General features: G+C 51.3%; 12 protein-coding genes and 1 pseudogene. All 13 read left to right on the forward strand.

Annotated elements, in window-relative coordinates; all coding sequences use genetic code 11:
* Positions 1–458: pseudogene (locus DFQ01_RS29020) on the forward strand (hypothetical protein); the annotation flags it as partial.
* A gap of 27 nt (positions 459–485) precedes the next feature.
* Entirely contained in the window at positions 486–977 is a 492-nt protein-coding gene (locus DFQ01_RS29025; RefSeq protein WP_110047430.1) for a hypothetical protein, read from the forward strand.
* Positions 978–1,148: 171 nt separating this feature from the next.
* The gene (locus DFQ01_RS29035) at positions 1,149–2,381 is read left to right on the forward strand and encodes a DUF2800 domain-containing protein (protein WP_110047432.1); all 1,233 of its coding nucleotides are present in this window, start codon (positions 1,149–1,151) and stop codon (positions 2,379–2,381) included.
* A gap of 102 nt (positions 2,382–2,483) precedes the next feature.
* Positions 2,484–3,077: a DUF2815 family protein gene (locus DFQ01_RS29040; protein WP_110047433.1), complete on the forward strand. Its 594-nt coding sequence runs from the start codon at positions 2,484–2,486 to the stop codon at positions 3,075–3,077.
* Between the two features lie 188 nt (positions 3,078–3,265).
* On the forward strand, positions 3,266–3,598 hold the full coding sequence (locus tag DFQ01_RS29045) for a nucleoside triphosphate pyrophosphohydrolase family protein (RefSeq protein ID WP_110047434.1): 333 nt from the start codon (positions 3,266–3,268) through the stop codon (positions 3,596–3,598).
* Positions 3,595–4,101 carry a YopX family protein gene (locus tag DFQ01_RS29050; protein ID WP_146216939.1) on the forward strand — a complete coding sequence of 169 codons (507 nt, stop codon included), beginning with the start codon at positions 3,595–3,597 and terminating at the stop codon, positions 4,099–4,101. Before DFQ01_RS29045 ends, DFQ01_RS29050 begins: the two co-directional genes overlap by 4 nt.
* The gene (locus DFQ01_RS29055) at positions 4,098–6,041 is read left to right on the forward strand and encodes a DNA polymerase (protein ID WP_110047435.1); all 1,944 of its coding nucleotides are present in this window, start codon (positions 4,098–4,100) and stop codon (positions 6,039–6,041) included. Before DFQ01_RS29050 ends, DFQ01_RS29055 begins: the two co-directional genes overlap by 4 nt.
* A 9-nt stretch (positions 6,042–6,050) precedes the next feature.
* The gene (locus DFQ01_RS29060) at positions 6,051–6,653 is read left to right on the forward strand and encodes a hypothetical protein (RefSeq protein ID WP_110047436.1); all 603 of its coding nucleotides are present in this window, start codon (positions 6,051–6,053) and stop codon (positions 6,651–6,653) included.
* Positions 6,654–6,679: 26 nt separating this feature from the next.
* A complete protein-coding gene (locus DFQ01_RS29065) occupies positions 6,680–6,970 on the forward strand; it encodes a hypothetical protein (protein ID WP_110047437.1) in 291 nt (96 codons plus the stop codon).
* Positions 6,971–7,172: 202 nt separating this feature from the next.
* Positions 7,173–7,340: a hypothetical protein gene (locus DFQ01_RS31285; protein ID WP_174812454.1), complete on the forward strand. Its 168-nt coding sequence runs from the start codon at positions 7,173–7,175 to the stop codon at positions 7,338–7,340.
* 21 nt (positions 7,341–7,361) lie between these two features.
* A complete protein-coding gene (locus tag DFQ01_RS29075; RefSeq protein WP_110047439.1) occupies positions 7,362–7,610 on the forward strand; it encodes a hypothetical protein in 249 nt (82 codons plus the stop codon).
* 25 nt (positions 7,611–7,635) lie between these two features.
* Positions 7,636–9,318: a DNA cytosine methyltransferase gene (locus tag DFQ01_RS29080; protein WP_110047440.1), complete on the forward strand. Its 1,683-nt coding sequence runs from the start codon at positions 7,636–7,638 to the stop codon at positions 9,316–9,318.
* 24 nt (positions 9,319–9,342) lie between these two features.
* Positions 9,343–11,712: a virulence-associated E family protein gene (locus tag DFQ01_RS29085; RefSeq protein ID WP_110047441.1), complete on the forward strand. Its 2,370-nt coding sequence runs from the start codon at positions 9,343–9,345 to the stop codon at positions 11,710–11,712.
* Positions 11,713–11,861: the final 149 nt, after the last annotated feature.

Here is an 11,861-nt window from a genome sequence, read left to right on the forward strand (position 1 = left end):
CGGGCCACTACAACGCGGGCCACTACAACGCGGGCCACTACAACGCGGGCCACTACAACGCGGGCCACTACAACGCGGGCCACTACAACGCGGGCCACTACAACGCGGGCAACCGCAACGCGGGCCACTACAACGCGGGCCACTACAACGCGGGCCACTACAACGCGGGCGATTTCAATAGCTGCAATTATTCTAGTGGCTCGTTCTGTTCTGTAGAGCCTGAATTCTTACTCTTTAATAAGCCTAGCCCAATCACTCGCGAGGATTTCACCAGCAGTCGTGCCTATTATCTCTGCCGCCGACTCTCTGTTGTGGATGATGAAGGCAACAAGATTGAATACAAGCAGGCTTGGTCGAATCTCTGGAATTCGTTAGACAACGATCAAAAGATTTGCATTCAATCGATGCCGAATTTTGATGCTGCTGTATTTGAAGAAATCACAGGCATTCAAGTTTAACCAAATACATGTTACGGAGGGATTCATATGTCAATTAGCATTCAAATCTCTGGTGAAAATGCAGCAGAAACGGTTCAACAGCTTGCGGCGCTTGCAACGTTCTTCAATGGTGCGCTCACGATCAATTCTGTTTCAACTGTTGTAGCTGCTCCTGAACAAGAGTCGACGGACACTAAAACGACAACGCGCAGACAGCGCACAGCTCGCACTGAAACGGCTGTTGCTGAAACAACGACTACTGCTGTTGCGGAACCAGAAGAACCGCAAGCCAAGCAACAAGAACCTGAGCCAGAGCCAGAGCCTGAGAAAGAGCAGGCGGGCGCTACAGGAAGCGATGAGCTGTCAGTGACGATTGAAGCTCTTAGGGCGAAGGCAACGGCTGTTGCACAGTCAGGGAAACAAGCCCAGGTTAAGGCGCTGCTGACGAAGTTTGGTGTCGCGAACATCAGCACGGTGCCAGAAGATAAACGCTCGGACTTCTTCCAAGAGCTTGAAAAGCTCGAGAAGGCAGCCGCTTAATGCAAGCCGAATTACACGAGCCTATCGTCGTCGGTGAATGCGAACACGACGCCTGCGAGAAGCCGCTGGAGGTGGGGCAAGTCGTATGGAAGAAAGGTCACGACCTGTATTGCTCACTCCGTTGCATGATCAATGACATGAGAAGTCCGAAAGGGAAAGGCGGAGAGGCATTTGGCTCAACAGGCCCCTTCGACAAGAGCGCACGCTAAGCTATCAGCGTCTGGTTCTAAACGCTGGCTCAGCTGTCCTGGTAGTGTATCGCTCGAGCAGATGTTTTCGAACGTCGACAGTAGCAGCACTCACAGTGACGAAGGAACATTCGCGCACGAGCTATCCGAGCTTCATCTGGCCCTGTGGGCTGGACATATAACCAAGGAGCAGCATGTCGAACGTTTAGCGGCTGTTCAAACAAATGGTTTCTACTCGCAAGAGATGGAAGATTACATCCAGACATATATCGACGTAGTCATTGAGCGGATCAACACTGCCCGTGCAAAGACGCCAGACGCAACGGTTCTGTTTGAAGAACGGCTCGACTTCTCGCCGTGGGTTCCGGAGGGATTCGGTACTGGTGACGTGGTCATCATCGCAGACGGTTCGCTTGAAGTCATCGACTTGAAATACGGTAAGGGTGTGCCGGTCTCCGCGATCGGCAACCCTCAACTGCGGCTGTATGGGCTGGGAGCGATCAACGGATTCGGATTCTTGTACGACATCCACAGTGTTCGCATGACGATTGTCCAGCCTCGACTCGATGACATTTCGACCGAAGAGCTATCAGCGGATGAGCTGCTGGAATGGGCTGATAAGACTGTGAAGCCGGGCGCTAAGCTGGCGTTGTCTGGTAAAGGCAAGACGGTCGCAGGCGAGCATTGTAAGTTCTGTAAGGCTCGTAGCCAGTGCCGCGCTCGTGCTGAAATGAATCTCAAGCTGATGGAATACGAGTTCCGCGAGGCTCGGTTGCTGTCTATTGAAGAGCTTGCAGACATTCGGGGTAAGATCGACGATCTAGCCAGTTGGGCGAGCGACGTGAAGGACCACATGCTTGAGCAGGCTGAGAAGAATGGAGTTAAATACCCTGGCTGGAAGCTTGTTGAAGGGAAGAGCAACCGTGTTTACAGCAGTAAGGAAGCCGTTGAAAGCAAGCTGCTGGAGCAGGACGGTTATGCGGCTTTGATCTACGAACCTAAGTCGATTCTCGGCATTACCGCAATGGAGAAGGCAATCGGCAAGAAGAAGTTTACCGAGCTGCTTGGTGAGTTGGTAGTTAAACCGACAGGCAAGCCGACGCTCGTTGAAGAGTCCGACAAACGGCCAGAGCTGAATAGTCTTGCTAGCATCGACAGTGATTTCGGCGGCGAAGAGTTCGAGGACAGCCAATCAGCTGTTGACATTGGATCTTAGCTTATGGGAGATATTGCGGATTATTACATTGACCGAATGACATCTGGAAGATGGTCTTCGGGACACCAACACCAATCCAATAAACCAAAGGAGAATGTCCAAATGGCTATTACGAACGCAGATACCAAGGTAGTAACAGGGAAAGTACGCTTGTCTTATACTCACGTATTCCAACCGCAAGCAGTAGATGGCGGCGATGAGAAGTACAGCACGGCGATTCTTATCCCTAAGACGGATAAGGAAACGCTTCGTCGGATTCAAGCAGCTGTTAACGCTGCGAAGGAAGCAGGCAAAGGAAAATGGGGCGGCAAGATCCCTGCTAACTGCAAGACACCGCTTCGTGATGGTGACGAGGAGCGTCCGGATGATGAAGCATACAAGGGGCATTACTTCCTGAACGCATCCAGCAAGAACAAACCAGGTATTGCGAAGCCTATCGGTAAGGATGCGGCAGGCAAGACCAAATTCGCTGAGATTACGGATACGACGGAAGTATACTCTGGCTGCTATGCGAAGGTGTCGCTTAACTTCTACGCATTCGATGCAAAAGGTAATCGCGGTGTCGCTGCTGGGTTGAACAATCTCGTGAAAGTACAGGACGGCGATTTCCTTGGCGGTCGCAGCAGCCTGAACGATGACTTCTCGGATGTGGAATTCGAGGACGACTTTGATGGCGAAGAAGATTTCTTGAACTAATAGCTCGGTGAAAGGGATTCGGTAATCAGGTCCCTTTCCTATATAAGGAGGTGCGGCTGTGAAGATCAAAACGTGTAAGCTGTGTCAGCTCGGATTTGTAGACACAGGCCGTAGCCGTAATTATTGTGGCGAATGCGATCCGCGTAGAGTTCGAATAGCAGAATTTAGTTACAGGGGAGGAAGTACAAATGCAAACCACAATCAGCGATCTGGTCAAGGCAGCGCATCAAACGGCGGTAGATAAAGGCTGGTATGAGGAGCCAATAAGCTTCGGCGATTCTATCGCTCTAATTCATTCCGAGCTGTCGGAGGCTTTGGAAGAATACCGTAACGGCCACGGTATTAAAGAGGTATACACCGAAGGTGTGAAGCCGTGCGGCGTGCCTGTGGAGCTGGCGGATGTTGTAATCCGTGTGTTCGATATTTGCGGTCATTTCAAGATCGATCTGGAGAACGTTATTGCTATGAAGACGGCTTACAACCAAAGTCGGCCACGTAGACATGGGGGTAAGCTGCTATGAGAGAGATCAAATTTCGGGCTTATGACAGAAAGGCAAATGCGATGTTTCCAGTCCACAAACTGGAGTGGCATAAGCTTTCGAATGTCCTGACGCACCTTTCAGGTGTTGATGTTCACGATAAAGACTCCGACTTCTATGGGGATGTTGCCTATGGTGGACACCTCGACAAAATGACAGGAAAACCCGGGGAGCCGCAGGTAAAACGTTTTGAGCTTATGCAATACACCGGCATGAAGGACAAGAACGGCAAGGAGATTTACGAAGGCGACATCCTTACTGCGGAGTCTTACCCATTTCAGGACGACGGACAATACAACTACCACGGCGTCATTGAGTGGATTGACTGCGGTGCTGCTTTTTATATGACGAAGCATCTCGTTAACCCGAATAAACGCGGAATTTCTGACGGCATTTCCGAACCGATTGATGAAGGACTGGAAGAGTTTGTGGTGATAGGTAACATATACGAATATCCTCAGCTCCTTGCAGGTGATTCGAAATGACCGTTCTTCGCATCGATATTGAAACCTATTCCTCTGTCGACCTTGAGAAATCAGGGGTTTACGCCTATGTCGATTCACCTGATTTCGAAGTACTGTTGTTCGGCTACGCATTCGGTGATGATCCGGTTCGCGTCATTGACTTAACCGACTTCGAGGAGATTCCGGAAGAGGTGGTTTCGGCGCTCTCTACTCCTTTAATCCTCAAGCAAGCATTCAATGCAGCGTTTGAACGGACCTGTTTGGCGAAGCATTTCGGCATGCCGATGCCGCCTGAACAATGGCGCTGCACAGCCGTTCACGCGCTCTATCTTGGCTTACCAGGTTATCTAGAAGGCGTCGCTAAGGTGCTTAATCTGGAGGCGCAGAAGGATGCAGCAGGTAAGAACCTGATTAAGTTCTTCAGCGTCCCGTGCAAGCCTACCAAGGCCAACGGAGGCCGCACACGGAATCACCCACACCACGCTCCCGAGAAGTGGGAGGACTATAAGGCGTATAACGTACAGGACGTAGTCGTCGAACGCGATGTAAGCAAGGCGCTTAGTCAGTACCCTGTTCCTGACAGTGAGAATGCGCTGTGGGCACTCGATCAGCGGATTAATGATCGCGGCGTTCGACTTGACCCAGACATGGTGCAACATGCTATCACTTGCGATCAGCAGCACAAGGAGAAGCTCTTGCTTGAAGCAACGGAGCTGACCGGGCTGAACAACCCGAACAGCGGTGCACAAATTAAGGCGTGGCTGCTAGAGGAAGAAGGTATCGAAGTCGATAGCCTTACGAAGGACACGGTGCCTGTTCTTCTGGATCAAGTTGGCAGCGATGACGCTAAGCGTGTGCTGGAGCTGCGGCAGGAGCTATCCAAAACATCGGTTAAGAAATACCAAGCCATGCAGCGAGCTATCTGTAGTGACGAACGTGTTCGTGGGCTCCTACAATTCTACGGGGCTAACCGAACTGGCCGATGGGCAGGACGTCTCGTGCAAGTTCAGAACCTTCCCAAAAACTATCTTAATGACATCGACCTCGCCCGCGACGTGCTGCGCTCTGGGAACTATGAGTTGCTCGAAATGCTATTCGAGAGTGTGCCCGATGTACTCTCTCAGCTGATCCGCACAACATTCATCCCTTCGCCTGGTAGACGCTTCATTGTTGCTGACTTCTCGGCTATCGAAGCCCGCGTTATCGCGTGGCTGGCTGGAGAGAAATGGCGGCTCGACGTATTCAGCAGCCACGGCAAGATATATGAAGCCTCTGCGGCGCAGATGTTCGGCATTCCGATTGAAATGGTATCGAAGGCCGATCGGCAGCGCGGCAAAGTCGCAGAGCTGGCGTTAGGTTATCAAGGCGGACCGAATGCGCTCATTAACATGGGCGCTCTGGAGAAGGGGCTTCAAGAAGAGGAGCTGCAGCCGCTGGTCGACGCATGGCGCGCAGCGAATCCGGCAATCAAGAAGTTCTGGTATGACGTTGGCGATGCGGCAATCACAGCGATGGAAGAGAAGCGAACGGTAAAGCTTCAACACGGCATCGCCTTCATCTATTCGCCCAATACTCTGTTCTGCCAACTGCCTTCCGGTCGCCGGCTGGCGTACTTCAGGCCGAAACTGGAGAACGGCAACTACGGTAAGAAGCAGCTGAGCTATGAAGGCGTTGACGATAAGAAGAACTGGTCGCGGCTTCGGACGTACGGCGGCAAGCTTGTGGAGAACATCGTTCAAGCCGTTGCAAGGGACTGTCTAGCGGTCTCACTTCTTCGATTGGATGCCCATGGCTTCCAGACGATCATGCATGTGCACGATGAGGTCATCATCGATGAGCGTGAGGATTTCTCCTCACTAGATGAGGTATGCGAGATCATGGGACGGTCAATTGACTGGGCGCCGGGGCTTCCGCTTCGGGCAGACGGTTTCGAGTCGACCTTCTATAAGAAAGCAGATTAATTCGAGAGGGTGTTCAGATATGAGAATAAAAAAAGCGAACTGCGTGATTTCGTTCAAAACAAAGCAGATTCACGGAAAAAGGAAATTCGTCAATCGGCAACATTAATCGTGGAAGCGGTCGTTAAGCCTGTGGTGCTTCAAGTTTATGACGATCTCGCATTACTTGAAAGAGAAGCTCAACGTCTGCATGACCGTTTACTCGAAGCTGCTGAAAAACATAAAAGGTTTAACAACTGGTCAATCAAGTCGATCGTTCGTGACCTAGATAGCCATGTAATAGGAGTTCGGGAAGACCTTGCAAACAGACAGGTACGTCTTGTACTGATGAACCTATTCGACTTCCAGACGGAGGTAACAATGCCGGAGGTGGAAGAGTTGATTCCATCGATTGCGTTGGAGCTTACTGAAAAAGTCAAAGAATATCGCGATGTTACTGATCTACGGACTGAACTTACGGCAATCATCGATTCTTCGCACAATGGCGATAAGGCATTCAGCCGTCTGGAGGAGCTCGGGGTTGACCTTACGGGTTTCGATAAAGGCTCTGATAACCTACCAGCTGTCATCGCTCTATCTGTGAACCCTTGCGTTCTGAATGGTAGTTGCGGGTAACGATCAATTCGAAAGGACGGTGCGCGATGAAGGTCCAAATCGAAGAAAACATTTATCTTGAATCAGACTCGATGCAGTTCATCATTCGTGAATATACAGGCAAGGTCAACAACGAAACGGGCATTGAGTCATTTAAGACAATCGGCTATTACTCTAACATTAGTTCCGCGTTGAAGCGTATGGTCAAATTGAAGCTGATGCAGTCTACAGCAACGGATCTGCGGGAGCTGCTGGAAGACTTGCGGCGAATTGAACAGCGTTTCGAAACCATCTTCGCTTCAATCGAACTGGACGACGATGACAGCTATCTCAATTAGTAGCGAAGGAGCGGAAGCCAATGATCAAGGTGACGACCCAGCAAGGAACATCAGTTTATCTTCGTCATGAGCATATTAGGTTTAAGGCTGATGGCGAGAGCCGCGGCACGCTAATTCAATTTGTTACAGGATCGGGTGATCAACTGTATGCCACAGAATCACACGATGAGGTATGCAGACTGGTTATGGAGGACCTGTGTAAATGAAAATTCTAGTCTATGAAAATGGAAGTAAAAGCAAACTCATAGCTGTTCTTGTAGAAGAGAACGGAAGCGAACGCGAGCTAGTAAGAACCGAAAAAGGCAGAGATGATTTGCTGAACCTGATCGACGATATGAACATGTCGCATCTGACAGTAAGGTTTATTTAGGAGCTTAGGAAGGGGTAAAGCATGTACTACCTAAGAAAAGATGACCGGGCAGTATACAAACATCATGATTATTCTCGCTTTTACCGAGGAGCCTTTGTTGGCACAGAGGGAAAGTATCAAGGGATGAAACTCTATAGGTGTAAAACGCTCAAGAGAATCTTGCAGTTAAGAAAAAGCACGTTTCATTACTGCGGAGAATTATTTGACGTTTATGACGAAAATGGCAAAGTTGCATTGGTGGAAGCGCGAGAGAACGAAGAATTGGCGTGAATACGGAAGAAAATGGAGGTACAGTATGCAGCAACTTCGAGAGCTTGTGGTCGATAACTTCGCAGGCGGTGGCGGTGCCTCGACGGGTATAGAGATGGCGATAGGCCGCAGCGTGGACGTAGCGATTAACCACGATCCTGCAGCGATCGCTATGCATGAAGCTAATCACCCGGATACGGTCCATTACTGCGAGAGTGTCTGGGACGTTGATCCTCGCGACGTAGCAGCTGGTCAACAGGTCGGACTTGTGTGGCTTTCTCCAGACTGTACGCATCACAGCAAGGCGCGCGGAGGTAAGCCTCGTCAGAAGGGTATACGCGGCCTCGCTTGGGTCGGTGTACGCTGGGCGGCAACGGTGAAACCTCGTGTTATTATGCTAGAGAACGTAGAAGAGTTTATGGAGTGGGGTCCGTTGGATGCTGACGGGAGGCCGATCAAGGCGAAGAAGGGGCGGACGTTTCGCTCCTTCGTCAACGCGCTGCGGCGGCATGGCTACCGGGTTGAATGGCGGGTGCTGAAGGCATGTGACTACGGAGCTCCTACAACACGCAAGCGGCTGTTCATGATTGCTCGTTGCGACGGGAAGCCGATCGTATGGCCGGAGGAGTCACATGCCGAGGCTGGCTCGTTAGCTGTCAAGTCTGGACGGAAAATGCCATACAGAGTGGCTGCTGAGATTATCGATTGGTCGATTCCTTGTCCGTCTATCTTCGAGCGGAAGAAGCCTCTGGCTGAGAACACGATGCGCCGTATAGCCCGTGGTTTGAAGAAGTTTGTACTCGATAATCCCGATCCGTTCATCATCAAGGTAAACCACAGCTCTGATGATGTTTTTCGTGGTCAAACGCTCAGCGAGCCTCTTCAGACAATAACATCCAAGAACGGCTGGGGGATCGTCACTCCTTATCTGACGAGAATCGGGCAAACGGGCTTCGGTGGCGATCGAATGAGTTACTCGCTTGATGAGCCGATAACAACAATTACAACGAAGGCAGAGCACATGTTGATATCGCCGACACTCATACAGACGGGATACGGCGAGCGAGAGGGCCAGCAGCCGCGCGCACTTGATCTTCAGAAGCCGATAGGGACCCTAGTAGCAGGTGGACAGAAGCATGCGCTTGTAGCCGCCCTCCTCGCTCAGTATCACAGTGAGACAGCTAGCCATGACGCACGGGGCCAAACACTGGATAGTCCAATCATGACGCTTGATACTTCAAACCGATACGCGCTCGTGACAAGCAACCTCATTAAGTTCAGAGGCGACAATATCGGCAGCTCGGTAGAAGAGCCGATTCCGACAATTACAGCTGGTGGCAATCATATCGGCGAGGTTCGAGCGTTCCTGATGGCCTACTACGGCGCCAGCGTCGGTCAGCCTTTAAGTACTCCTCTCGGTACGGTTACGACGCACGATCGGTTCGGGCTCGTCATGATCCACGGAACACCGTACCAAATCGTCGACATCGGCATGCGGATGTTGACCCCTCGTGAACTCTACAATGGACAGGGATTCCCGATGTCCTACATCATCAATCCAACCTTTAACGGCAAGCCATTTTCTCAAGCAGAACAGGTCGCGAAGTGCGGGAACTCGGTGTCTCCAGTCATCCCAGAAGCATTGGTTCGTGCGAATCTGCCAGAGCTTTGCGTCGCTAAAAATAGGGATCGCTTCAGTGAAGCTGATCTGGAAGTGATGTTGGCTTAACACATTAAACGGGGAAGTGAAAATATGCAAGACGTCGAATTAGCCATCGCGTTCGGGCGGAACCGAAGCGATACGAATTGGAAAAATGAATACCTCTCTTGGGGCGAGATGGTTCAGCGCCTTCGCTCTCTGCGCCGCACTTCCGAAACGATGGTTGATTACGACAAGCTGTCGGTACCGAATAAAGGGAAGCTAAAGGACGGTCCGGCTTTTGTCGGCGGACTGGTGCAGGGAGGCCGCAGGAAGAAAGAGAACGTCGAAAGCCGCTGCCTGTACACCCTTGACGTTGACCATGCCGACAGCGACTTCCTCTTCATGGTTGAGCTTGTGCTTGGCGGCTACGCTTACGTAATCTACTCCACGCACAGTCATAGAGAAGATAAGCCGAAGTACAGAATTGTCATTCCCGCTGATCGGGAGATGACGCCAGACGAATACGCAGCATCCTCTCGTAAGCTCGCAGCGAATATCAGCATGCGGTATTTCGATAAGACGACGTTCGACGTCCACCGCCTTATGTATCTCCCTAGCTGCTCTATTGATGCTAAGCCTGTTTTCATAGAGTCCGACGGTGAGCCGATCACTGTCGATAGTATTCTCTCTCAATACGACGACTGGACGGACCCGACGAGCTGGGAGCGCCATCCTGGTGAGGAAGCACATCGACGCACTAAGGCGAAGATGGAGGACCCGAAGAGCAAGGACGGTATCATTGGCGCATTCTGCCGTCACTACAGCATCACAGGAGCTATTGAGACCTTTCTATCTGATGCCTATGAACCTACGAGCGTAGAAGACCGCTACACGTTCACAGGCTCCAGCTCGCACGGTGGACTCGTCATATACGACGATGACACATTCGCCTATTCGCACCATGAATCAGATCCAATCAGCGGGCGCGAGGTGAACGCGTTTGACCTCGTACGGCTCCACAAGTTCAAGGATCAAGATGACAACGTCGGAGACAGAACCAACGTCGTGAAGCTACCTTCTTATCAAGCGATGATTGACTTCGCCATGAAAGACAGCGCCGTCATGCGCGAGATGGTCGCAGAGGAATTCGGAGATATGGAAGATCTGGACGAAGAACAGATCGACTGGATGGCGAAGCTCGAGCGCAATAAGAAGAATCCGAAGATCATCCTTGCCAATGCCCGCAACGTAGAGCTGATTTTGACCAACGGCGTATTTGCTGGAACGCTTGCTTATGATGCCTTCAAGAACACCGAGGTTGTTCGCTCTGACCTCCCATGGCGCCGCCGTGAGCGTCCCGAGGCGGACTACGAACCGTGGCTTGGGGCAGACGACCGCCGGCTGCAGCACTACATTGGCAAGCACTACGATATTAAATCGTCTGACACGATTAAGAACGCCCTTACTGAGGTCGTACACAGCAACACGTTCCACCCTGTTAAATCGTATCTGGAGGAGCAGCAGTGGGACGGCATCGAACGCCTAGGCCGTTTATTCATCGATTACCTTGGGGCCGAAGATACGCTTTATGTGCGCGAGGTTACGCGTAAAATGTTCATCGCTGCGATCAAGCGGATCTATGAACCTGGCTGCAAGTTCGACCAAATGCTCGTCCTCGTTGGTCCGCAAGGCGTTGGTAAGAGCTCGCTGCTAGCGAAGATGGGGCGACAATGGTTCAGTGACTCTCTTAAGACGTTCGACAGCAAAGAGGCGGGCGAGCATCTTCAGGGGGCGTGGATCATCGAGATCGGCGAATTGGCGGCAATGAAAAAAGCCGAGGTAGATGAGATCAAACAGTTCCTATCCAAGGAGAGCGATCGGTACAGGGTAGCGTATGACCGCATGGTTTCAGATTTCCCACGCAAATGCGTCTTCTTCGGCACGACGAACAATCACAACTTCCTGCAGGACACGACAGGTAACCGCCGTTTCTGGCCTGTTACGGTAGACCCAGCAAAACGGAAGCTGAACCATTTTACACATTTTACAGAGGAACTCGTTGGTCAGGTATGGGCAGAAGCGCTAAGCCTCTATAAGGCTGGAGAGGCGCTGGAGCTTGATTCAGAAGCCTATGAGGCGGCGAAGACGATGCAGGAGCGGCACATGGAGAATGACCCGCGTGAGGGTCTAATAGCCGAGTACCTGTCTACGCCTCTGCCTGATGATTGGGATGAAAGGGATGAGTGGTCCCGCCGTGAGTATTTGAAGCAGCCAACCGGGTCCGTACCGAGGACTCGTGTATGTGTTGCGGAGGTGTGGGTGGAATGTTTAGAGTCGCCGCTTAAGGCGTTGAAACCGTGGGAAGCAAGGAACCTGTGTGACACCATTCGGCGTATTCCAGGGTGGAGAGATCGGCAGCCAGAGAAGTCCAGATTCAAGCTTTACGGCGTTCAAAAGGCGTTCGAGAAAGTGTTGCCGTAATTTGTAATAAGTGTTGCCGTATTTTTTACAGCAACAAAAGGTGTTGCCGCGTTGCCGCATTTGTTGCTGTAAATCAGTATGAGCGGCAACGCGAAAATACCAGACGTAGCAAGGGTTCAGAGTTATTTGTTTCTGATGTTGCTGTAAAT

Source organism: Paenibacillus cellulosilyticus (assembly GCF_003182255.1).
Taxonomy (GTDB): domain Bacteria; phylum Bacillota; class Bacilli; order Paenibacillales; family Paenibacillaceae; genus Paenibacillus_T; species Paenibacillus_T cellulosilyticus.

Excerpts from the sequence above, each read along its gene's own strand:
- DFQ01_RS29055 (WP_110047435.1), top strand. The coding sequence starts at position 4,098 with ATGACCGTTCTTCGCATCGATATTGAAACCTATTCCTCTGTCGACCTT.
- DFQ01_RS29050 (WP_146216939.1), top strand. The coding sequence starts at position 3,595 with ATGAGAGAGATCAAATTTCGGGCTTATGACAGAAAGGCAAATGCGATG.
- DFQ01_RS29085 (WP_110047441.1), top strand. The coding sequence starts at position 9,343 with ATGCAAGACGTCGAATTAGCCATCGCGTTCGGGCGGAACCGAAGCGAT.
- DFQ01_RS29080 (WP_110047440.1), top strand. The coding sequence starts at position 7,636 with ATGCAGCAACTTCGAGAGCTTGTGGTCGATAACTTCGCAGGCGGTGGC.
- DFQ01_RS29045 (WP_110047434.1), top strand. The coding sequence starts at position 3,266 with ATGCAAACCACAATCAGCGATCTGGTCAAGGCAGCGCATCAAACGGCG.
- DFQ01_RS29065 (WP_110047437.1), top strand. The coding sequence starts at position 6,680 with ATGAAGGTCCAAATCGAAGAAAACATTTATCTTGAATCAGACTCGATG.
- DFQ01_RS29075 (WP_110047439.1), top strand. The coding sequence starts at position 7,362 with ATGTACTACCTAAGAAAAGATGACCGGGCAGTATACAAACATCATGAT.
- DFQ01_RS29025 (WP_110047430.1), top strand. The coding sequence starts at position 486 with ATGTCAATTAGCATTCAAATCTCTGGTGAAAATGCAGCAGAAACGGTT.
- DFQ01_RS29040 (WP_110047433.1), top strand. The coding sequence starts at position 2,484 with ATGGCTATTACGAACGCAGATACCAAGGTAGTAACAGGGAAAGTACGC.
- DFQ01_RS31285 (WP_174812454.1), top strand. The coding sequence starts at position 7,173 with ATGAAAATTCTAGTCTATGAAAATGGAAGTAAAAGCAAACTCATAGCT.